Origin of the sequence: uncultured Kushneria sp., assembly GCF_947497025.1 — a bacterium.
Classification (GTDB): domain Bacteria; phylum Pseudomonadota; class Gammaproteobacteria; order Pseudomonadales; family Halomonadaceae; genus Kushneria.
This window is the reverse complement of sequence record NZ_CANMFC010000002.1, coordinates 110,227-132,344: the sequence shown is the minus strand read 5'-3', so window position 1 is coordinate 132,344 and position 22,118 is coordinate 110,227. Positions and strand designations below refer to the sequence as shown.

At 58.3% G+C, this 22,118-nt stretch carries 16 protein-coding genes; 12 read left to right on the top strand and 4 right to left on the bottom strand.

All coding sequences use genetic code 11. The features are described 5' to 3' along the window. Positions 1-230: 230 nt before the first annotated feature. The 5 genes from Q0931_RS03920 to Q0931_RS03900 all read left to right on the top strand — a co-directional run bounded on the left by Q0931_RS03920 (position 231) and on the right by Q0931_RS03900 (position 8,553). Positions 231-1,949, top strand: coding sequence for a class I SAM-dependent DNA methyltransferase (locus Q0931_RS03920; protein ID WP_299257494.1), 1,719 nt, complete (start codon positions 231-233; stop codon positions 1,947-1,949). Then, on the top strand, positions 1,939-3,405 hold the full coding sequence (locus Q0931_RS03915) for a restriction endonuclease subunit S (protein WP_299257492.1): 1,467 nt from the start codon (positions 1,939-1,941) through the stop codon (positions 3,403-3,405). The genes Q0931_RS03920 and Q0931_RS03915 overlap by 11 nt, the downstream gene beginning before the upstream one ends. A 2-nt stretch (positions 3,406-3,407) precedes the next feature. After that, on the top strand, positions 3,408-4,079 hold the full coding sequence (locus Q0931_RS03910) for an abortive infection family protein (RefSeq protein ID WP_299257490.1): 672 nt from the start codon (positions 3,408-3,410) through the stop codon (positions 4,077-4,079). Next, positions 4,072-5,247, top strand: coding sequence for a DUF4268 domain-containing protein (locus Q0931_RS03905; RefSeq protein WP_299257488.1), 1,176 nt, complete (start codon positions 4,072-4,074; stop codon positions 5,245-5,247). Before Q0931_RS03910 ends, Q0931_RS03905 begins: the two co-directional genes overlap by 8 nt. A gap of 153 nt (positions 5,248-5,400) precedes the next feature. Continuing rightward, the gene (locus Q0931_RS03900; RefSeq protein WP_299257486.1) at positions 5,401-8,553 is read left to right on the top strand and encodes a type I restriction endonuclease subunit R; all 3,153 of its coding nucleotides are present in this window, start codon (positions 5,401-5,403) and stop codon (positions 8,551-8,553) included. A 135-nt stretch (positions 8,554-8,688) separates the two neighbouring features. Here Q0931_RS03900 and Q0931_RS03895 read toward each other — a convergent pair whose 3' ends face one another. Beyond that, positions 8,689-11,175, bottom strand: a complete 2,487-nt coding sequence (locus Q0931_RS03895; RefSeq protein ID WP_299258180.1) for a membrane-bound PQQ-dependent dehydrogenase, glucose/quinate/shikimate family — start codon at positions 11,173-11,175, stop codon at positions 8,689-8,691. A gap of 346 nt (positions 11,176-11,521) precedes the next feature. Between Q0931_RS03895 and Q0931_RS03890 the strand changes: the two genes are divergently transcribed. The 3 genes from Q0931_RS03890 to Q0931_RS03880 all read left to right on the top strand — a co-directional run bounded on the left by Q0931_RS03890 (position 11,522) and on the right by Q0931_RS03880 (position 14,688). Further along, entirely contained in the window at positions 11,522-11,959 is a 438-nt protein-coding gene (locus Q0931_RS03890; RefSeq protein ID WP_299257484.1) for a MarR family transcriptional regulator, read from the top strand. A gap of 119 nt (positions 11,960-12,078) precedes the next feature. Next, positions 12,079-13,611, top strand: a complete 1,533-nt coding sequence (locus Q0931_RS03885; protein WP_299257482.1) for an MFS transporter — start codon at positions 12,079-12,081, stop codon at positions 13,609-13,611. 15 nt (positions 13,612-13,626) lie between these two features. Then, positions 13,627-14,688, top strand: a complete 1,062-nt coding sequence (locus tag Q0931_RS03880) for an HlyD family secretion protein (RefSeq protein WP_299257480.1) — start codon at positions 13,627-13,629, stop codon at positions 14,686-14,688. A 75-nt stretch (positions 14,689-14,763) separates the two neighbouring features. On the opposite strand, the gene Q0931_RS03875 is transcribed toward Q0931_RS03880, so the two are convergent. From Q0931_RS03875 to Q0931_RS03865, 3 genes are all read right to left on the bottom strand, one after another. Continuing rightward, positions 14,764-15,519 (bottom strand): glutathione S-transferase family protein, encoded by a 756-nt coding sequence (locus Q0931_RS03875; RefSeq protein WP_299257478.1) that lies wholly within the window; start codon positions 15,517-15,519, stop codon positions 14,764-14,766. A gap of 85 nt (positions 15,520-15,604) precedes the next feature. Then, on the bottom strand, positions 15,605-16,306 hold the full coding sequence (locus Q0931_RS03870; protein ID WP_299257476.1) for a type II CAAX endopeptidase family protein: 702 nt from the start codon (positions 16,304-16,306) through the stop codon (positions 15,605-15,607). 58 nt (positions 16,307-16,364) lie between these two features. Then, the gene (locus Q0931_RS03865) at positions 16,365-17,258 is read right to left on the bottom strand and encodes a LysR substrate-binding domain-containing protein (protein ID WP_299257474.1); all 894 of its coding nucleotides are present in this window, start codon (positions 17,256-17,258) and stop codon (positions 16,365-16,367) included. A gap of 328 nt (positions 17,259-17,586) precedes the next feature. On the opposite strand from Q0931_RS03865, the gene Q0931_RS03860 reads away from it, so the two are divergent. The 4 genes from Q0931_RS03860 (at position 17,587) to Q0931_RS03845 (ending at position 22,114) form a co-directional block, all read left to right on the top strand. After that, positions 17,587-18,771, top strand: coding sequence for an MFS transporter (locus tag Q0931_RS03860; protein WP_299257473.1), 1,185 nt, complete (start codon positions 17,587-17,589; stop codon positions 18,769-18,771). Positions 18,772-18,878: 107 nt separating this feature from the next. Then, entirely contained in the window at positions 18,879-19,625 is a 747-nt protein-coding gene (locus Q0931_RS03855; RefSeq protein ID WP_299257472.1) for an MBL fold metallo-hydrolase, read from the top strand. Between the two features lie 247 nt (positions 19,626-19,872). Continuing rightward, positions 19,873-20,787 carry an MBL fold metallo-hydrolase gene (locus tag Q0931_RS03850; protein WP_299257471.1) on the top strand — a complete coding sequence of 305 codons (915 nt, stop codon included), beginning with the start codon at positions 19,873-19,875 and terminating at the stop codon, positions 20,785-20,787. Beyond that, on the top strand, positions 20,759-22,114 hold the full coding sequence (locus Q0931_RS03845; RefSeq protein WP_366941564.1) for an FAD/NAD(P)-binding oxidoreductase: 1,356 nt from the start codon (positions 20,759-20,761) through the stop codon (positions 22,112-22,114). Before Q0931_RS03850 ends, Q0931_RS03845 begins: the two co-directional genes overlap by 29 nt. The last annotated feature ends 4 nt before the right edge of the window (positions 22,115-22,118 follow it).

The window sequence follows — 22,118 nt, the reverse complement described above, 5'->3', positions numbered from 1 at the left end:
TTGTTCCTCATTGCCAATACCGGCCATTACTCTGTCGCCACGGTGTAGGTCCTTTTCAATCATTTGATCGCCAATATCGCTACCCGGAAACAGGCGTTGCCTGTCGTATTTGAATCGAGTTGCGGGCCCTCGAATAGACCGCGTTAAATAAACACCATCGAATGTATAAGCCCGGAATCAAGCCCATGATTCTGCCAGCTTATAGCCGAATACTTTTTCCAGGAGTCACAGTGGATAATACCGAACACCAGTTTTTAACTGCGCTTGAAGACAAGCTCTGGAAAGCCGCCGACAAGCTGCGCAATAACCTCGACGCCGCCAACTACAAGCACGTGGTGCTGGGGCTGATCTTTCTGAAGTACGTCTCCGATGCGTTTGGAGAGCGCCAGCGCGAGTTGCTGGCGCTTTTCAAGCTTGAGGCCGACGACAACATCTACTTCCTACCGCGCGACGATTACGACAGCGACGCCGAGTATGAGCAGGCGCTCGAAGACGAGCTGGAAATTCTCGATTACTACCGCGAAGCCAACGTGTTCTGGGTGCCGAAAGAGGCGCGCTGGAGCACGTTGAAAGAGAAAGCCGCCCTGCCCACCGGTTCGGTGCTTTGGCAAGACAATAAAGGCGAAGACGTGCGCCTGCGTTCGGTAGGCTGGCTGATCGACAACGCCCTGGAAGCCATCGAGAAAAGCAACGACAAGCTCAAGGGCGTGCTGGAAGGCATTAGCCGCTTTCAGGTCGATAACGACAAGCTGATCGGGCTGATCAATTCCTTCTCGGATACCTCTTTTACCCAGCCGATGCTTGATGGCGAGTCGCTCAACCTGCGAAGCAAGGACATTCTCGGCCATGTCTATGAGTACTTCCTCGGTCAGTTTGCGCTGGCAGAAGGCAAGCAGGGCGGGCAGTACTACACGCCCAAGAGCATTGTCTCGCTGATCGTCGAAATGCTGGAGCCTTACAAGGGCCGGGTGTATGACCCGGCGATGGGCTCCGGCGGCTTCTTTGTCTCTTCCGACAAGTTCGTCGAAGAGCACGCCCGCGAGCATCACTACGACCCCGCCGAACAGAAAAAGCACGTCTCCATCTACGGGCAGGAATCCAACCCCACCACCTGGCGGCTGGCCGCGATGAACATGGCCATTCGCGGCATCGACTTCAATTTCGGCAAGAAAAACGCCGACAGCTTTCTCGATGACCAGCACCCGGACCTGCGCGCTGATTTCGTGATGGCCAACCCGCCATTTAACATCAAGGACTGGTGGCACGAGTCGCTGGCCGAGGATGTGCGCTGGCACTACGGCACCCCGCCCAAAGGCAATGCCAACTTCGCCTGGCTGCAGCACATGCTTCACCACCTGGCCCCCGTAGGCAGTATGGCGCTGCTGCTGGCCAACGGCTCGATGAGCTCCAACAGCGGCGGCGAGGGCGAGATTCGCCGCCGCCTGGTCGAAGAAGACCTGGTCGAGTGCATCGTCGCCCTGCCGGGGCAGCTCTTTACCAACACCCAGATCCCCGCCTGCATCTGGTTTCTGACCCGCGACAAGACCGGCGGCCTTTCGCCCAACGGCGTCGAAAAGCGTCGTCGCAAGGGCGAGGTTCTGTTTATCGACGCCCGCCAGCAGGGCTATATGCGCGACCGCGTGCTGCGCGACTTTACGGGTGAGGACATCGCCAGGATCAGTGACACCTTCCACAGCTGGCAGCGCACCGACGAATTTGAGGACGTCTCCGGCTTCTGCGCCTCCGCCGATCTCGCCGCCATCGAAAAGCACGACTTCGTATTGACGCCGGGGCGTTATGTGGGCACCGCCGCGCAGGAAGAAGACGACGAACCCTTTGCCGACAAGATGGCGCGGCTGACAGCGCAGTTGAAAGAGCAGTTCGAAGAAAGCGACCGGCTGGAAGCAGAGATCAAGCGGAATCTTGGGGGGCTGGGTTATGAGCTCTAAGTGGAATCGAGTTCAAATCAGCAATGTATGCGAGCTAATAATTGACTGTGTCAATAAAACCGCTCCGCAGGTGAACTACGCAACACCTTATAAAATGATTCGGACTCCCAATATTCGTAATGGCCGAATAGACCTTGCGAATTGCCGATATGTGACAAAGGACACTTACCAAAAATGGACTAGAAGGGCCACCGTCGAACCAGATGATATTTTGCTCACCAGAGAGGCCCCTATGGGGGAGGTGGGCTTGGTTGATTTCAGCGATACTGTGTTTTTAGGGCAAAGGATTGTGCAATATCGTGTCGATAAAGACGTTATCCACCCTAGGTTTTTACTTTACACCTTCTTGTCGGTGGATCTTCAAAATCAGTTTCGCATGCACGATGGCACTGGATCTGTAGTCAGTCATATTCGAGTTCCAGATTGTTCTAAATTTGAACTAAATTTACCGCCGCTTTCAGAACAAAATCGCATTGTTGAAATACTCGGAAGTCTCGACGACAAGATCCAACTTAATCACCGCATCAACCAAACCCTCGAACAGATGGCCCAAGCTTTATTCAAAAGCTGGTTCGTTGATTTCGAGCCGGTCAAGGCCAAGATCGCCGCGCGCGAGCGCTGGCAGGCGCTCCAGCCAGAGAATGAAACCGCCTCGCCCGTCTGCTACGCCGCCGAGTTTGATGAGCCGCCCGCGGTCGGCGATCTGGAATCCTACATGAACCGCGCCGCGATGCAGGCTATTTCCGGCAAAACGGCAGAGCAGCTCGACGCGCTGCGTGCGGAAGATCCCGAGCGTTACAACGAGCTGTTCGAGACCGCCGCGCTGTTTCCCTCGGCAATGCAGGACAGTGAGCTGGGGGAAATTCCGGACGGGTGGGAATGTTCAACCATTGGCACGGAAGTCGAGATCAAAGGGGGTGGAACGCCGCCCACAAAAAATAAAGAGTATTGGGAAAGTGGTAGTATCAATTGGACTAGCCCAAAGGATCTTTCTGGTGCTCAAAGTAAGGTAATGATTTCGACAGAAAGAAAAATTACGGAGGCTGGTTTAGCAAAGATAAGCTCTGGTCTACTTCCTGTAGATACGGTTTTGATGTCTTCCCGTGCGCCGGTTGGCTACCTTGCTTTGGCAAAAATTCCTGTGGCCATTAATCAAGGCTATATTGCCATGATTTGCAAAAAAAGGCTGCAGCCCGAATTTGTTCTTCAATGGGCTGAATCTGTTATGGATGATATCAAGCAGCTCGCTAGCGGAAGTACGTTTGCGGAGATAAGCAAGAAAAGCTTCCGAGGTATTCCGATTGTTGTACCTGTTGATAGTTTAGTATCGATTTTTTCCAATGTTGCAAGAGAGAAATACTCAAGTGTCGAGTTAAATTTAAAAAGCTCTAATAATCTTTCAGAGATGCGTGACGCATTGCTGCCAAAGCTTCTTTCTGGCGAATTGGAGGTCTAACAATGTCGCTTGCTCGACCTCTTCTTTGTGCCGAGGCATTTTCTTTATCGATGGATGCCACGCATCTTAACGAACAAAAAGAGCGCTTGGAAAATGCTTTAGAAATTCAAGACTGCTCTCTTGTTCTCGATACATCTAAATCACTCCTGGAGACGGTTTTTAAAACCATTCTTTCAGATAGGCTTGGCAACGCAAATCTAAGCCAAGACATGAACCCTCTCTACAGAAATGTTCGAGATTGTCTGCAATTAAACGATAATCCTGATGTTAATGATAAGATTAAAATAATAACAAATTCGATGGTTCATAATATTTCTGAGTTGAGGAATAGATACGGTGCTGCCTCGCATGGAGATGATGGTTATTATGTGAGTCCTATCACTCCAACTGATGCCAGTTTTGTTGCAGGCATAACTGACGTTTTTTGCTCATATTTGTACAGAAGGCACAAAGAATCATCAGATCCTAACCTGTCGGCTAGGATTTATTATGATGACTATGAAGAGTTCAATGACTGGCTGGATGGGCAGTTTTCTAGTTTTAGTTTGTTGTCTGGAGGAGAGGTTTCTTATAGCCGTTTGATGTTTGAACATGATCTAAAGGGATATCGTGCCTCTCTTCTTCAATATGTGAGTACTGAAGAGGATGATGAGGAGTTAGAAAACAATGTTTAGAATCGATGCTTCTACCAACCGAATTAATCCTCTAGAAGTAAAAAGATTTACTGAGCTTGGCTTTGGCGAGCGCAAGCATTTGCAGGAGTGGCTGGAAAACTGCCCGCAGGCATTGGCGCAGGCAGATGGTGAGGAACTCCTTATTATTCAAAAGGAGTTTGATGGCTTTGACGATACCCGTGAGCGTTTGGATCTACTCGCCATCGACAAGAGTGGCAACCTGGTCATTATCGAAAACAAGCTAGACGATAGCGGTCGGGACGTGATCTGGCAGGCACTGAAATATGCCAGCTACTGCGCCAATTTGAGCAAGTCGCAGGTCGTGGATATCTACCAGCGCTATCTCAATCAGAAAGCGCAGGAAACCGATCAGCCGCCGGCTAGTGCCGTCGATAATCTAATCGAGTTTCTGGAAGTCGATGGTCTGGAAGCGGCTCAGATCAATCGCATCAAAACGCAGCGTCTTATTCTTGTCGCAGCGCGTTATCGCAAGGAAGTCACCAATACCGTGCTATGGCTGAGCCAGTTTGGTATTGCCTGTCAGTGTTTCAAGGTGACGCCTTACAAGGCCGGCCGTGAGCTTTTCCTGAACGTTGAGCAGATCATCCCGACGCCCGAATCGACCGACTTCATGATTGGCATGGTTGCCAAGGAGGATGAGGAGAAAAGCGCCGATACAGAGCAAAAGCATCGACACACCCTGCGTCTGAAATTCTGGGAACAGGCGCTGGAAGAGTTCAGCAAGAGTGGTTGCACTCTATATAACAATATCAGTCCGATGAGGGATCACTGGCTTAGCGCAGGCTCTGGTATCAGTGGTATGCCCTATCAGTTGATTTTCGGGAAAAGTGAGATACGTGTTGGGTTGAGCCTTCAAAATGGCCAGGCTGAAGCCAATACCTTTGTATTTGACCGGCTGGAAGTACAGAAGGATACGATCGAGGAAAACTTTGATGCTCCACTGATCTGGCTGCCGCTGCCTGATAAGAAAGCCTGTCGTCTCCAGTACACCAAAGCTGTTGACGGATATGACAAGGCGAACTGGCCCGCGATGATCGAATGGATGGTGCACCATATGACGCGGTTCGAAAATGCACTGCGTGACCCACTAAGAAGCATCAATCAACAGTTAAGACAGGTCAGCTTCGAGCATTCCGAACTGCCATGACTTTATGACAGGCGCCTTCGGGTCGATAAAAAAGAACCGGCGCGTACACAGTGAACTGTGAAGAGGCGCCGGGCGTATTACGGCGAAGTATAGCGATGACACAAAACGTGTCAACGAGTATTGACGATTTCAGCAGGTGGCAAGGGAGTGGGGATGACCGAAGATCAACTGGAGCAGCTGTGTCTGGAGTGGTTTGGCGACACCGGCTGGGAAACCGCCCACGGGCCGGATATCGCCCATGATGGAGCCACGCCGGAGCGCGAAGATTACAAGCAGGTATTGCTGCACAGCGATCTCGAGAAGGCCATCACCCGGCTCAATCCGCAGCTGCCCGATGACGCTGTTCAGCAGGCCGTGGCGCAGGTCAGCAAACCCCAAAGCCCCGATCTCGTGCTCAGTAACCGCGCCTTTCACCAGTGGCTGCTCAACGGCGTGCCGGTGCAGTACAAGCGCGATGACGAGGTCATTTATGACCACGCCTTTCTGATCGATTTCGAGCGCGTGAAGGCCAACCGTTTCCGCGCCATCAATCAGTTCACCATACAGGGCAGCAAACAGCCCCGTCGCCCGGATATCGTTTGTTTTATCAACGGCCTGCCACTGGCGGTGATCGAGTTGAAAAGCCCGAGCAGTGAAACCGCCGATATCACCGGTGCCTTCAATCAGCTGCAGACCTACAAGACGGAAATTCCTGACCTGTTCGTCACCAATGAAGCGCTGGTGATCAGCGATGGCTACACCGCGCGAGTCGGCTCGCTGACGGCGGATCAGGAGCGCTTCATGCCGTGGCGCACCATCAAGGATGAAGACGACAAGCCGCTGCTGGAGTGGCAGCTCGAAACCCTGGTGCGGGGTTTTTTCGACCGGGCGATGTTGCTCGATTATCTGCGCTACTTCGTGCTGTTCGAAACCGACGCCGAGCGGGTCATCAAGAAGATTGCCGGGTATCACCAGTTCCACGCCGTTCGTGAGGCGGTGAAAGCGACTGTGATTGCTGCCGAGGAACCTGCGGCGGGCTTGGGTGAGAAACGCGCGACTTACGGTGATGAGGTCAAGCCCGGCAGCAAGAAGGCCGGGGTGGTGTGGCACACCCAGGGTTCGGGCAAGAGCATCTCGATGGTCTGCTATGCGGGCAAACTGTTGCAGCAACCGGCGATGCACAACCCCACGCTGATTGTGGTGACGGATCGCAACGACCTCGATGGCCAGCTGTTCGGCACGTTCAGCAGCGCGCGGGATCTGCTCAAGCAGGACCCGATCCAGGCCGAGGACCGCGAAAGCCTGCGTCAGAAGCTCGCCGAGCGTGAATCCGGCGGCATCATTTTCACCACGGTGCAGAAGTTTGCCCTGCTGGACGACGAGCGGGGTCACCCGATTCTCAACGGTCGCCACAACATCGTGGTGATCTCGGACGAGGCGCACCGCAGCCAGTACGGTCTGAAAGCCACCCTCAAGCAGGACGGTCAATACAAGTTCGGCTTTGCCAAGCACATGCGCGATGCGCTACCTAATGCCTCGTTCATCGGCTTTACCGGCACGCCGATTGCCAGTGAAGACAAGGACACCCGCGCCGTCTTCGGCGATTACGTCTCGATCTACGATATTCAGGACGCCGTCGACGATGGCGCCACCGTGCCGATCTTCTACGAATCACGGCTGGCGCGGCTCGATATCAACCGCGAGGAAATCAATCAGCTCTCCGAGCAGGTCGACGAGGTCATCGAGGATGAAGAAGATACCGGCGCGCGGGAGCGCACCAAGGGCGAATGGAGTCGTCTGGAAAAGTTGATGGGGACCGAGCCGCGGCTACAACGCATCGCGGCGGATCTCGTCGAGCACTTCGAGACGCGCAACGAGACCATCGAGGGCAAGGCGATGATCGTCGCCATGAGCCGCAGCATCTGCGCGCAGCTCTACAACGAAATCGTCAAACTTCGCCCGGACTGGCACGACGACGACCCGGAAAAGGGCGCGATCAAGGTCATCATGACCGGCTCGGCCGCCGACAGCTCGCTGCTGACACCCCACATCTATAACAAGGCCACCAAGAAGCGGCTGGAGAAGCGCTTCAAGAATCCGGCGGACCCGCTCAAGCTGGTGATCGTGCGCGATATGTGGCTGACCGGTTTCGACGCGCCGTGCTGCCATACCATGTATGTCGACAAGCCCATGAGGGGGCACAACCTGATGCAGGCCATTGCCCGGGTGAATCGGGTGTTCAAGGACAAGCCCGGCGGGCTGGTGGTCGACTACATTGGCATCGCCAACGAGTTGAAAAACGCCCTAAAGACGTACACCGACTCCCGTGGCAAGGGCCAGCCCACCTACAGTGCCGAGGAAGCCTTCGCGGTGCTGGAAGAGAAGCTCGACATTATCCACGGCATGTTTGCCAGCGGCCCCAATCGCGAAGGCTTTGACTACAGCGGTTTTGAAGAAGCTCCGCACAAACTGTTGCCGCCAGCGGCCAACTATATCCTGGGCCTGGACGATGGCAAAAAGCGCTTTCTCGATACCGTGCTTCAGCTCACCAAGGCGTATTCATTGTGCAGCACGCTGGATGAAGCCAAAGCGCTGCACGAGGAGATCGCGTTTCTCTCGGCGATCAAGACGGCGCTGGTCAAGCACACCAGTACAAACCGCTCGCTAAGTGAGGAACAGAAAAACTCCGCGCTCAAGCAGATCCTTGATAACGCTGTGAAAGCGGAAGACGTGACCGATGTGTTCGCACTCTGCGGGCTCGACAAGCCCAACATCGGGCTGCTCTCCGATGAATTTCTTGAGGACGTGCGCCAGATGCCGTATCGCAATCTGGCCGTTGAACTGTTAGAAAAACTGCTCAAGGACGACATCAAGGCCAAAACGCGCACAAACGCCGTGCAGGAGAAAAAGTACTCGGATCGGCTGCAGGAAACATTAAATAAATACAACAACCGTGGCATCGAAACGGCGCAGGTGATCGAAGAGCTGATCGCCATGGCCAAGCAGTTCAAGGCCGATATGGAACGCGACGAGGCGCTTGGCCTGAACCCTGATGAGATCGCTTTTTACGACGCCTTGATTACCAACGAAAGCGCGGTACGCGAGCTGGGCGATGATCGGCTGAGGGCACTGGCGGTCGAGGTCACCAATAAGCTGCGTGGCTCGACGACAGTGGATTGGCAGGTTCGCGAAAGCGTGCGTGCCAAGCTACGGATTCTGGTACGCCGAACGCTGCAGCGCTACAAGTACCCGCCAGATAAATCACCGGAAGTCATCGAGTTGATTCTCAGGCAGGCCGAGCTTCTGTCGAATCAGTGGAGCCGGTAGGCGAATTTAGTCAGGATCTATAAATAGCGAAACCTCGATGCATTGCCAGCATGTTTTGGGACGCCGTATGGAAACTTGATCAAAAAAGCCCGGCATTTGCCGGGCTTTTGAGGGTCACGAAAGCGCTGGGCCAGCTTACTCCGGCAGCGCATAGGTCAGCACGTAATCCCCCGACGGCGTTTCCATGAAGTGGTGGCCGGTGGCGACGATCATCAGGTACTCGCGGCCGTTGGCTTCATACACCAGCGGGTTGGCCTGACCGCCGGCCGGCAGGGGCGCGCTCCAGAGCGTTTCCCCGCTTTCGATGTCGATGGCCCGAATCAGGTCATCGGTGGCGGCGGCAATGAAGATCAGACCGCCGGCGGTGACGGCCGAGCCGCCGTTGTTGGGGGTACCGATGTTGATCGGCAGCCCCGAGCGGATACCCCAGGGGCCGTTGGCGCGGGCGGTGCCCAGCGGGCGGTCCCACAGCGTGTTGCCGGAGGCCACATCGACGGCGCGAATATGACCGTAGGGCGGCTGCTTGCACAGCAGGCCGGTAAAGGGCACACGCCAGCCGGCGTTGACGTCAACGGCGTAGGGCGTGCCGGCCTGTGGATCACCTGCCCCTTCGGGTCCTCCTTCATCCACCTGCTGTTCTTCGCGCGGTCGCCAGCCGTATTGGTCGGCCTTCTCACGCGGCACGAGGATGTTGTAGTTGGGCATGTCGTTGTAGTTGGCGATCAGCACGCCGCGGTGGGGGTCGATCGCAATGCTGCCCCAGTCAGAGCCGCCGTTGTAGCCGGTGTACTCGACCCAGTGGCGATCGGCGGTGGGTGGCGTGTACATGCCCCCGTAGCTGGCGTTTTGAAACTGGATACGACAGAACATCTGATCAAAGGGTGACATGCCCCACATGTCGCGCTCGGTCAGCTCGGGCTGCTCCAGGGTGTGATAAAGCGAGTACGGCTGGGTCTTCGTGCGCTGCTCGGGCTCGACACCGCCCTGCGGCACCGGACGCTCCTCGGCGCCCCCGCCGAGCAGTTCGCCACTGCGACGGTCAAAGACGTAAATGCCGCCCTGCTTGGTGGGCATGATGACCGCCGGCACCCTGCCGTTGTCGGTGGGGAAGTCGATCAGCGTGGGCTGGGAACCGGGGTCGTAATCCCAGACATCCTTGTGTGAGGTCTGAAATTTCCACTTCGGCAGTCCGGTGGTCACATCAAGGGCCACCAGCGAGCTGGCCCATTCGTTCTCGGCCGGCGTGCGCGAGCTGCTCCAGTAGTCCGCGGCCGAGTTGGCCATCGGCAGATAGACCAGTCCCAGCTTGTTGTCGCCTACCGCCGTGGTCCACATGTTGGGCGAGCCGCGTACGTAGGTCTCGTCACCGCTGAGCGGCTCGCTCTGATCCGGGCGGCCGGCATCCCAGGCCCATTCGAGTTCGCCGGTGACGGCGTCATAGCCCTTGATCACGCCGGAGGGCGGATAGCGACGCTGACCGTCAAGCACCTGATGGCCGGTGACCAGCACGCCATCGACAATCACCGGCGCCGAGTTGATGGAGACATAGCCCGGCGGTGTCTCGCCCATGTTCTGCTTGATATCGACCTGGCCGTTGTCGCCGAAATCGGTACAGGGCTTGCCGGTCTCGGCATCCACGGCAATGATGCGGCCATCCAGCGTGCCCGAGAAGATGCGCGTTCGGCACTGCTGTTCGCTGTCACTCGAGGCAGCAACAACGCGGCTGTCGGTACTGTCATCTGGACCTGCAGCATTGTCATCGACCGGAGCTGCCGTGGGCTTCGTATCGTCACCATCATCCTGCACCGGGGCGTTCTCCAGCACCTGATAGTATGTGACCCCGCGACAGGCCGCGGTGTAGGGAATGGCGTCTTCGGAGACCTGCGGATCATGGCGCCAGCGTTCCTCGCCGGTGGCAGCGTCCAGCGAAATCAGGATGTTGCGCGAGGTGCACAGATAGACGCTATTGCCGACCTTCAGTGGCGTGGTCTCGGCGCCCCAGCGGTGATCGAGCAGATCGCCGGTGCGATAGGTCCACGCCTTTTCCAGTTGGTCAACGTTGTCGGGCGTGATCTGATTCAGCGAGGTATAGCGGGTGGCGGCGTTGTCGCCGCCGTAGGCCGTCCAGTCACCGCGCGCGGGTTGATCTGCCGGCTGGGCATTGCCGGTATCCGTGGCCAGCGACGTCGATTGCGGCTCGGGCACCTCATTGGGGTGCGAGAAGTTGTGCGGTAGAAAGGCGAGCGCGCCGGCACCGGCCAGTACCAGCGTCAGTCCACCGGCGGTCGAGAAGGCGGCGCGGCGGGACATACCCTCGGCAGTGCGCCAGGCCACCAGCGCCACCAGAATCCCGAGGATCAGGATCACGTCCATACGTGGGATCCAGCGCCAGTAATCGAGTCCCGACTCCCAGGCCGCCCAGACCAGCGAACCGATGAAGACCGCGGCGTAGAGCAGCACCCCGGCGCGGCGCTGCATGACCAGCAGGCCCCCGGACAGCAGCATGCCGATGCCGGCCAGCAGGTAATACCAGGAGCCGCCCACGAGGGCCAGCCAGGCACCGCCCACCGTCAGTGCCAGGCCGACCAGCGCCACCAGCACCCCGACCAGCAGCAGCGCAATATCTCGCCGATGCTCATTTTTTTGAAGATGTTCCCATGTTGCTCTCCCTTGCTCTTTTCACCATGCGGGCGTGCTTGTTTGTCGCTTGACGGCTCATTCGTCATGACAGCTTGGTCATATTCCTAATAAAAACAAACGGAATAAAGTTACGGGACTGCGAGACAGGGTTTTTTTACCCGAAGACGTTCAGTGTCAGATACTCACCGCTTTGGGTTTGAATCTCGCGGCCCAGCGCCTGGCGTTATTGCTCTGGTGCCCTCCCCACGACCGGGCAATGTTCACGCCGGACTCGCCAGCACCACAGCATTTCCACCACAATGGCGGTTTTTCAGCGCAGCGAGGGGCCATGGAACGCAAGATCGTCGACAAGCTGGCAGAGCTGAGCTTTCTGAGCCGGGCGCGGTTGAGCGAGATGGCCCGGTGTAAAGGCATCACCCTGCCCACCTTTCAACTGCGGGTGCTGTCGATCGTGGGCCGCTTTCCCGATCAGCACCAGCAGACCCTTCTACAGCGCCGTGGCTGGGACAAGGGCCAGGTGGCGCGGGCCTTTCGGGAGCTGGAGCAGCAGGGGCTGATACGGCGCTGCGGCAGCTCGACGGCCCGACGCATCACCGAGGCGGCGCTGACCGAGGAAGGACGGGAGCTGTTTGAACGACTCGAACGTATACGAAGCGAGCTGGCCTCGACCATGATGGCCGGGTGTACGCTTGATGAGACACGCCAGTTCGATGCGCTGCTCGACCGGGTGCTCGACAACATCGGAGATGGCTCTCCCGGACGCTGATCCGGGCACTGATAAAAGCGATGGGTATTTGACTTAAAGTTGACAAAGTCAACTTATGGCGATAGGTTGCCTGCCCCGAGTCGGCTTCTCTGTCCCTTTTCCATCGCAAAGAGTGTGTCATGTCCCTGCGCCTGGTTCTCGGCCTGGTCGGTATGCTGCTGGCCTGTGTCGGTGCCGATATCAACGAAGAAGCTACCTCGCTGGCCCTGGCCGATATCCGCGGCGCCTACGGGTTTAGTGCAGATCAGGGCCGCTGGTTCACCACGCTTTATTCCGCCGGGGTGGCCATGGGCATGCTGGTGGCGCCCTGGCTTGCCATGACGTATTCGATGCGCCGCTTTGCGGCGGTGGCGGTGCTCACGCTCGGCGCGCTGGGCCTTTGCTGCACGGTGATCGAGTCGCGCTCGCTGATGCTCGCCCTGCGCTGGCTGCAGGGGCTGAGCAACGGTTTTCTGATTCCGCTGCTGATGGCGGTGGCGCTGCGCTTTCTGACGCCCTCGACCAAGCTTTTTGGGCTGGCCGCCTACGGTCTGACGGCCACCTTTGCCCCCAACATCGCAAGCCCCATCGTAGTCTGGGCCCATCAGGGCATGGGCGTGGGCTTTGTCTTCTGGGCGGTGGTGCCGCTGTGTGTGCTGGCCGCAGCGCTGCTGCTTTACGGCCTGCCTCAGGACCCGCGCCCGCCCGGGCGTTGGCGTCAGTTCGACTGGCCCGGCTGGCTGCTTGGCTGGGGCGTGTGCGCCAGCGTCATTATCCTTTTTACCCAGGGCGAGCGGCTGGACTGGTTCAATTCACCGCTGATCTGCTGGCTCACGCTTGCCAGCGCTGCGCTGGTGCCGCTTTTTATCCTGCGCTGCTGCGTGGTCCCGGTGCCGCTGATTCAGCCCGGGCTGGTCAAAAGGGTCAATTTCGGCTTCGGCATCGTCATGCTGATGGGCGTGATTGCGCTGGGGGCCTCGGCGGCCTCGCTGCCCGAGGAGTTTCTGGCCGAGGTGCAGGGCTATCGGCCGCTGCAGAGCCTGCCGGTGATGCTCTCATTGGCGCTGCCGTCACTGGTGATGCTGCCGCTGACGGCGTTTGTGCTCAACTTCGAGCGCATCGACAGTCGCTGGATGGTAGCGCTCGGGCTGGTACTGATGGCGCTGGCCAGCTGGATGAACAGCTACGCCACCATCGCCTGGACGCGTGAGCAGTTCTATCTCTCGCAGATGATTTTCTCGGCCGGCCAGTCGATCGTGGTGGTGAGTCTTCTGACCACGTCCACGGCGGTAATCGACCCCAGGGAAGGGCCATTCGCCTCGGCGACGATCAACACGACCCGCGCGCTGGCCGGTCCCGTGGCCAGCGGCATCATCGGCCACGCCATGGCGGTGGCCAATGACCATCATCTTCACGCCCTGCTTGATCGCATTGGTGCCATGCGCTTCTCGCTTGCTCGTTCGATGCCGCTGGGCGGTCACGACAGCGAGGCGCTGACGGCGCACGGTGAGGCCTTTCACCATTTGTTCGAGCAGCTGGAAGTGCAGGCTCAGGTGCTGGCTCATGCCGATCTCTGGCGCGCGCTGGCGCTGTGTTCCCTGCTGCTGTTGCCCCTGTGTCTGTTGCCCAAACGCACCTTTGCGCCGCGTTTCAATCGCCCCAAACCCCTGTAATTCGCCGAGAGTGCCATGAGCTCCCCTACCGATGACCCTCGCCCCCGGTCGCGCAAGCCGCTGATCATGACCGTCGCGATCGTGTTGATCGCCACCGTTGCCGCTGTGATTCTGGCGTGGCATCAGCTTCGAAGTGATGAGGTCTGGACCAATGATGCCCGCTTTGATGCCGACTATGTGGTGATCTCGCCGCAGGTGGCCGGCGATCTGGTGGCGGTACATGTCGAGGATCACGACCGCGTGACGCGCGGCGATCCGCTGATGGATATTGATCCGCGCGACTATCAGGCCGCTGTCGATGACGCCGAGGGTCAGGTGGCCGCCGCCCGGGCAGAGCTTGCCCGCATCGAGGCGCAGCTGGCGCAGCAGCCGGCCCAGGTTCGCCAGGCCGAGGCGCTGGTCGCTCAGGACGGCGCCAATGCCGATTACGCCCATGCCACCGCCGAGCGCTACCGCCGTCTGCGCCATAACGGCAATGTCTCTGATCAGAACGCCCAGCAGGCTGATGCCAACGCCCGTGCCCTGCAGGCGAAGCGCCGGGCCGATCAGGCCGAGCTGGAGCGCGTGCGCCGTCAGGAGGAGGTGCTCAGGGCGCAAAAGGAGAGTGCTCGAGCCGCGCTGGATCAGGCTCTGGCGCAGCAGAAAAAGGCCCGGCTGGCGCTGTCGCGTACGCATATCAAGGCCCCGGTGGACGGCGTCATCGCCGAGCAGTCCGCCCGCGTGGGAGGCTGGGTCGAGGCCGGCAGCGCCCAGCTGGCCATCGTGCCGGTGGAGAAGATCTACATTACCGCGCATTATCGCGAGGTCGACATCACCCATGTCGCACCCGGCCAGCCGGTGGACATCTCGGTCGATGCCTGGCCGGGGCTTGACCTGCACGGCCATGTGAAAAGCCTCGCCCCGGCCACGGGCGTCACCTTTTCCCCGGTGTCGAGCAACGAGACGTCCGGCAACTTCACCAAGATCGTTCAGCGTCTGCCGGTGCGCATCGCGCTTGACCCCGACCAGCCCGGGCTCGATCGGCTGCGCGTGGGGCTCTCGGTGGAGACGACGATCCATACCGATGTACCCGGTTGAAAGCCGCAAACGCTCTCCAATCGTTCATGAAAAAGCCCGGCTTCAGCCGGGCTTTTTTGCATCGCGACAGCGGCTTTAACCGCCGGGCCGGGCAAAGGCATCAAGCTGTAGATAGTCGCTTTCCTGTGCTCTGATCTCGTGGCCCAGCGCATTGATCTCCTCACTCACCGCCTGAAAGTGTGCCCGCATGGCCATGCCTGCAAGCCAGGCATCCACCTGTGGCCAGGCGTCAAACCGATAGCCCGCCGCGCGGATCTGATAGAGCTCGCAGCCCATGACGAGATCGGCCATCGTTGGGTGTTCATTGCCCAAAAGCGTCGGCGAATGGTCGGCGCTGTGCTGAGCGGCAAGATGTGCTTCCAGCGTGGCGAGCCCCGGCTTGAGCCCTTCCTGCAAAGGCTGCAGGAGCATGGCCTGAATCTCGCGCTTGAGCATCGGCAGCGTCAGATGCAGGTTCATGATGTGATGAAACATGTCGAAGCGGCGCACGTTGCCCTGATACCAGGCGAGCCACTGATCGATCCGGGCGCTGCGAGGGATGTCCTGTTCGCCCGGATACCAGCGCTGCGCGGTGTCCTGATCCGCGGCAGTGCGACACAGGGTCATCATGATCGCCTGGCTTTCGGCCAGATGGAGTGTGTCGCTATCGCTTTCGACCACCAGCGCCGGCACGGTCTGAAAGGGATTGATCGCGCCAAACCACTCGGTGCGGGTGTCACCGCCGGCGAAGTCGACCTCATGAAAGGTGTACTCGATGCCCAGCTCGCGCGCGAGAATTTCCACGGCGCGTGACGGCTGGGAAAGGCGATGGGCGTATAGGGTCATGGGCATGAGGGGTCACCTGAAGGAGTTTCCTTCAGCCTGGCACAGTCGTCTGCCCTTCTCTTTCGCCCTTCTTTTGGCCTGCCGACCGTGCCTAAAACAGTGCGCCGACCAGACCGATGCTTGAGATGACGGCGTGTAGCAGCATGGGCAGTAAAAGCCCGCGGGTGCGCCAGCGGTAGCAGCCCAGCACCAGGCCCCAGCCCAACAGCGCCAGGAAGGTGATCACATGGTGATACTGGAACATGTGCAGCCCGGCAAAGCACAGCGCGCTGAATATGATCAGAAACGCGCCTCGCAGACCTGACGATTGATCATCGATTCTAGACATTAGAAAGTGACGAAACGCCAGCTCTTCGATGATCGGCGCCCAGACCAGCACGCAAAATGCCATGATGAGGCTCTGGAGCAGGCTCTTGCCGTCATAAAGCGAGGTCATGAACGCCTCGGGTGCCATGTTCAGCCAGACGCTGATCGCCGCCGCCAGGCCCTGCACCAGCAGCACAAGACCAATACCCCGGGCGAAATCGCCCTTTGTGAAGTGCCCGGCAAGCGTGGGTTGCGGTGAAAACCAGCGCCGCCATGCCCAAAAGCCCGCGAGCATCAGCACCAGCGACGGCGCCAGAAGCACCGCAAAGCCGTAGCCCTGAATGAGTGCGGCAAAGGCGGCAGCGCTCATGACGTGCTGCAGCACCCATACGCTTAAAAACTGGCTGCCGAGGTAGACGGCAAACATCAAAAGGCCGAATAGAACCTGAAGCGAGGCGCGTTGGCAGAAAGGACGAGCGGTGGTCATGGCCGGGGTTCCAGTAAGGGAAGAAGGCTTGAAGCACTGATGCCGAGCGCGTGAAATGCTAACCCGCCAGTTTTACCTTCTGAATCAGGTTTGAGGATTGCAATCGGCTTTTGACGAGCGCCACCGCCGCCCTGTCATGCGTGGCGACTTCCGGTGATTCGATCAGGCAGGCGAGGCATTCCGGCAGCGGTAGAAAGCCTTCTCTGCCTCCCAGCGGCTGCATGTCTCCGGTTAACCGTGCCCGGTTGAGCACACTGACCGCCAGACCATTGGCCACGGCCGATTCGATCGCGGCAACACTGGTACTGGTAAATACCGTCTCCCAGCTTCGGCCACTGTCATTCAATGCTGCCAGACCGATGGCTCGATAAGTGCAGTCGGATGGGTGCAGCGCCAGTGGCAGCGGTTCCCGCAGGTGAAGCGCGTTGCGGGTCGGTCCTGCCCAGACGGGCTGCGTGCGCCAAAGAGGAAGCCCGGGTATTTGCGCTTCCCCGTTGGAGTACAGGGCAATTGCCAGGTCAAGTTCGCCCTGAGCCACTGCCCGCCGGAGTTCGAGACTGTTGGCCGTTTTAACCTGCAGTCGGACTCGCGGAACCGTTTGCCGAAGGTCTGGCAGCAGGCTATCAAGCGTTTGGGGCACATATTCGTCTGGCAGACCGATTCGAACGATACCCTGCGTCGAGTGGTGTGAGAGACGTTCAAGAAGAGCATCGTGTTCGGCCAGCAGGGCAAGCGATTGCGCGATCAACTGCTCGCCTTCCGTGGTGAGCTGCACGCCCGTCTTGAAACGCACCAGCAGCTGCCGGTCCAGCTGTCGCTCCAGCCGCTTGATCTGCTGGCTGACCGCGCCGAGCGTGCAATGCCGCCGTGTGGCCGTCGCACGCAGCGTACCCAGTGACCCCGCCATGTGCAGCGTGCGCAGCAATTCGATGTCGAGCGTTCGATCAGGCATGTTTAATTTTTCTATACACAGAGTGTTTTAAATATAGATTTAATGGTCACACGAGGACGCGTATCCTGGCAATGTATCCCGCGCCGCTTCATCCACCATCCACCGCTCCGCCCTGTGATCAACATGACGGCCATGCCACCGATCGGTTTGAGGTCGTCACTGAAAAGACGCTTTCTGATTTGGCACGAACGGCGCTGGGTGCGACTCAGGTTCTGAGTCAGCGGCGCACGGATGCGTCAGATTGAAGGATGGGGTTGGTACGGTCCGAATCACGCGCTCTTTCAAGGGCAGTCAGTAAAGCCAGGTGTTTATAGCGAGTGACTCAAGAGTGACACAACAGACAAGTCGAACCGAGATGAAAAAGACCGCCTCCATTGCTCTGGGGGGTGCCTTGTGCACCGCCATTGCATTCGGGCCGGCCCGAATGGGCTATGGGCTGTTTCTGCCAGAGTTTCGCGATGTGTTCTCGTTGAGCACTTCCCATGCCGGCCTGATCGCCAGCAGTGCCTTTGCGGCCTTTTTTCTGGCATTGCTGGTATCTGCCCATCTCGTCGTACGCCATGGCTCGCGCGTGCCGGTGGTTGTGGGCTCGCTGGCGGCCGCGATCGGGATGGCCCTTGTGGCCGCCACGCAGAGCAAGCTGATATTTGCCGCTGGCATCGTTCTGGCGGCGACAAGCGCTGGTCTGTGCTGGTCACCCTTCAATGACGCGGTGGGGCGTGCGATTGTTGAAAAGTGGCATGGTCGCGTACTGTCCGCGGTCAGTACGGGCACCACCTTTGGCATGGCCGGTGCGGGAATGCTGGCATTGGCCGTCGCCCTGCTGGGCTGGGACTGGCGAACCATCTGGTTCGGGTTTTCCGGCATGGCACTACTGTGTGCCCTGTATAACCTGATGGTATTGCGCCAGCTGCCGGAAACGACGGCGTCGTCCCTTGATCCGGAAAAAATCAAAAGGTTGATGGGTAAAGCGATTCGGCCCGTGTACTGGATTGCCGTATCGTTTGGTATTACCAATGGCATCTATCTGTCGTTCGCAGTGGATCAAATCGATTCAGCGGGAGGTCTGGCCGGTCTGCAGGCTGACGGTGCTGGCGCGATACTGTTCATTGCCTTTGGTGTCGGCGGAATCGTTGGTCTATGGACGGCCGATGTTGAGCGACGCATTGACCTGCGCCGTCTGGTTCAGGGGGTCTTTCTCTGCTCTGTGGCTTCCCTGTTGGCCATCGCATTCGGAGCGAATCTCTGGGCAGGTGTTATTGCCTCTGCTGCCCTGCAGGGCCTTTGTCTCATGAGCCTGAGTGCCATTTTTTCGTTTGTCAGCCAGCGGCTGTATCCCGACATCTCGAGCATCAGTTTTACGGCGGTGCTGACGGTCTATGCCCTGGGCAATGTGGTGGGCCCCGTCCTGGCAGGCTATCTGGCAAGCCTTTCCAGCCTGGTGGTTGTGTTTACGGGGGCTGCAGCCCTGTCGCTGGTCACCGGCCTGCTGTTTCGAGCAAGGCACACCTGAATGTCGGTGATGTGACAATTGATCACTACTTCCGATATTTCAAATCAACCTGATCATGGAATCGTCTTGCCGTTATCCTTGAGACCTGTCCTTCTCAAGGAGCCGTCATGAACACCTTTGCGCTCTCCCCGGGGAATTCGAAAAAAGGCCGGCCCACGGTTGCCGGCTTTTTCGATCCCCGCACCTTCAGCATTCAGTATGTGGTCTCCGACCCCGCTACGCGCCGCTGCGTCATCATCGACCCGGTGCTTGATTTTGACGAGAAGGCCGGCGCCACCGCCACGCTGCAGGCCGATGCGCTGCTTGAGTACATCGAGCACGAAGGGCTTGAGGTCGACTGGATTCTGGACACGCACCCGCATGCCGATCATTTCTCCGCCGCGCGCTATCTGCATGACAAAACCGGCGCACCCACCGCCATCGGCCGGCCGGTAACGCAGGTGCAAACGCTGTGGAAGGAGATCTACCACTGGCCGGATTTGCGCGATGACGGCAGTCAGTGGGACCGGCTGTTTGATGACGGCGATACCTTCCAGCTGGGCGAGCTTGAGGTCCGTGTGATGCACTCGCCGGGCCATACGCTGGCCTCGATCACCTATGTGATCGGCGATGCTGCCTTCGTTCACGACACGTTGTTCCAGCCTGATTTTGGCACCGCGCGTGCCGACTTCCCCGGCGGCAGTGCGCACCAGCTGTGGCATTCGATCCAGGCGATCCTCGCGCTGCCCGACGACACCCGCCTGTTCACCGGCCACGACTACATGCCCGACGGCCGCCTGCCCGAGCCCGAAAGCAACGGCAGGCGTTATCTGAAGATTCCGCTGGATGCCCTTGATGGGGCGGCGTGGGCGTAGGTCTGGGCCACCAAGTAGGTGCTACTCGATACTCTGAATCTGAAATATAAATTTTTTAACATATAAAACAATTACTTATTAAATATTTTCAGCGCTTTTGTTTTTTGCCCCTCCCTTTTACTACCCATATGGCTGCTGGTCTTGAAAGCGTTAATGGTTATCCAATCGCTTTCTTATATTTCAAAGTAATCTAAATATATAACTTTTTGTGCGTTATCCTTGAGGCATGATTCTTCAAGGAGCTGTCATGAAAAACTTCGCCCTCTCCCGGGGTGATCAGAAAAGCGGCTGTCCCAATGTCGCCGGCTTTTTCGATCCTCGCACTTTCAGTATCCAGTACGTTGTCAGCGACTCCGTCACGCGCCGCTGCGCAATTATCGATCCGGTGCTCGATTTTGATGAGAAGGCTGGCGCGACCGCCACGCTGCAGGCCGATACATTGCTGGCCTATATCGAGCGCGAAGGGCTCGAGGTCGAGTGGATTCTGGATACCCACCCGCACGCCGATCACTTCTCCGCCGCGCGCTATCTCCATGACAAAACCGGAGCCCCGACCGCCATTGGCCGACCGGTGACTCGGGTTCAGGCGTTGTGGAAAAAGATCTACAACTGGCCGGATCTGAAGGATGACGGCAGCCAGTGGGATTATCTGTTCGACGAAGGGGATACCTTCAAACTGGGTGAGATTGATTGCCGCGTGATGCACTCGCCGGGGCATACACTGGCCTCGATCACTTACGTGATTGGTGATGCTGCCTTCGTTCACGACACCCTTTTCCAGCCCGACTTCGGCACCGCGCGCGCCGACTTTCCCGGCGGCAGCGCTCATCAGTTGTGGCATTCGATTCAGGCGATCCTGGCGCTGCCCGATGAGACGCGGCTGTTCACCGGTCACGACTACATGCCCGACGGCCGTGAACCTCAATGGGAAAGCACGGTGCGCGAGCAGCGTGAGACCAACAAGCATCGCCTGAGTGAAAGCAGCGAGGCCGAGTACGTCGAGCTGCGCAACCGTCGCGATCGCGAACTGCCGATGCCGAAGCTGATCCTGCACGCGCTGCAGGTCAACATTCTCGGCGGTCGCCTCCCCGAACCGGAGAGCAACGGCAAACGCTATCTGAAGTTGCCGCTTGATGCTCTGGAAGGTGCTGCATGGGAGTGAGAGGGCATTGTCGCCAGGCCATATTGCAGCGTGTCGAAACAACCAACGGGAGTCAGTCATGGGCGGGTCAACAGTTTTGAACGAATCGCCAGACGTTAATGAGAAACGGCACGACATCGTCATCATCGGCGGTGGCGCAGGCGGCATCGCGGTCGCCGCGAGCCTTCACAAGCGCCGGTTAGATCTCGATATCGCCATCATCGAGCCCGCACAGGATCATTTCTATCAGCCCGGCTGGACGCTGGTCGGTGGTGGCGTATTTACAGCGGACCAGACGCGACGTTCGATGCATTCGGTAATGCCGGATTTTGCAACCTGGTATCAAACCACAGCCGATCAACTGATACCTGAACTACATCGGTTAAAGCTCGGTGACGGTTCGACGCTTGGCTACCGGGCATTGGTGGTCGCGCCGGGTCTCGAGATCGACTGGCAGGCGATCGATGGCCTCGAGGAGACGCTGGGCAAGAATGGCGTGACCTCGAACTACCGTTTCGATCTGGCGCCCTATACCTGGTCATTGGTTCAGTCCATGAAACAAGGCAAGGCGCTATTTACTCAGCCACCGATGCCGATCAAGTGTGCCGGCGCGCCGCAGAAGGCAATGTATCTCTCCTGTTACGAGTGGGAGAAACAAGGGCTCCTGAAAGATATTGACGTTCATTTCCACAATGCCGGCGGTGTGATGTTCGGCGTTTCGGACTTCGTGCCGGCACTGGACGAATATGTGAAACGCTACGGCATTCACAAGCAGTTTCAGCAGAATCTCGTTGCCGTGGACGGCTCGGCCCAGAAGGCGCGCTTTCGTGTCACCCATGAAGACAGTGTCGAAGAGATCGAGACCGATTTCGACATGCTTCACGTCGTGCCGCCACAGCGTGCCCCACGGCTGGTGCGAGAATCGTCACTGGCCAATGAGGGCGGCTGGCTCGACCTCGACGCCGAAACCCTTCAGCACAATCATTTCAACAATGTCTTTGGTCTCGGTGATGCCAGTGGTACCGGCAATGCCAAGACGGCCGCCGCCGTGCGCAAGCAGGCACCGGTGGTGGCGGACAACCTGCTGGCTGCACTTGACGGCAAGCCGATGCCTTCCGGTTACTTCGGATATGGCGCCTGCCCGTTGACGGTAGAGCGTGGGCGCGTAGTACTGGCGGAGTTTGGCTACGGTGGCCAGTTACAGCCGACCTTTCCGTCCTGGATCAACCAGGCGACACGGCCGACCAGACTCGGCTGGAACATCAAGGCGCAGCAGCTTCCATTCATTTACTGGAACCTGATGCTCAAGGGGCACGAATGGCTGGCCAGGCCGCAGACCCGCTCCTGAGAGG

Excerpts from the sequence above, each read along its gene's own strand:
- Q0931_RS03915 (WP_299257492.1), top strand. The coding sequence starts at position 1,939 with ATGAGCTCTAAGTGGAATCGAGTTCAAATCAGCAATGTATGCGAGCTA.
- Q0931_RS03850 (WP_299257471.1), top strand. The coding sequence starts at position 19,873 with ATGAAAAACTTCGCCCTCTCCCGGGGTGATCAGAAAAGCGGCTGTCCC.
- Q0931_RS03900 (WP_299257486.1), top strand. The coding sequence starts at position 5,401 with ATGACCGAAGATCAACTGGAGCAGCTGTGTCTGGAGTGGTTTGGCGAC.
- Q0931_RS03875 (WP_299257478.1), bottom strand. The coding sequence starts at position 15,519 with ATGCCCATGACCCTATACGCCCATCGCCTTTCCCAGCCGTCACGCGCC.
- Q0931_RS03855 (WP_299257472.1), top strand. The coding sequence starts at position 18,879 with ATGAACACCTTTGCGCTCTCCCCGGGGAATTCGAAAAAAGGCCGGCCC.
- Q0931_RS03880 (WP_299257480.1), top strand. The coding sequence starts at position 13,627 with ATGAGCTCCCCTACCGATGACCCTCGCCCCCGGTCGCGCAAGCCGCTG.
- Q0931_RS03865 (WP_299257474.1), bottom strand. The coding sequence starts at position 17,258 with ATGCCTGATCGAACGCTCGACATCGAATTGCTGCGCACGCTGCACATG.
- Q0931_RS03885 (WP_299257482.1), top strand. The coding sequence starts at position 12,079 with ATGTCCCTGCGCCTGGTTCTCGGCCTGGTCGGTATGCTGCTGGCCTGT.
- Q0931_RS03890 (WP_299257484.1), top strand. The coding sequence starts at position 11,522 with ATGGAACGCAAGATCGTCGACAAGCTGGCAGAGCTGAGCTTTCTGAGC.
- Q0931_RS03845 (WP_366941564.1), top strand. The coding sequence starts at position 20,759 with ATGCTCTGGAAGGTGCTGCATGGGAGTGAGAGGGCATTGTCGCCAGGC.
- Q0931_RS03905 (WP_299257488.1), top strand. The coding sequence starts at position 4,072 with ATGTTTAGAATCGATGCTTCTACCAACCGAATTAATCCTCTAGAAGTA.
- Q0931_RS03910 (WP_299257490.1), top strand. The coding sequence starts at position 3,408 with ATGTCGCTTGCTCGACCTCTTCTTTGTGCCGAGGCATTTTCTTTATCG.
- Q0931_RS03870 (WP_299257476.1), bottom strand. The coding sequence starts at position 16,306 with ATGACCACCGCTCGTCCTTTCTGCCAACGCGCCTCGCTTCAGGTTCTA.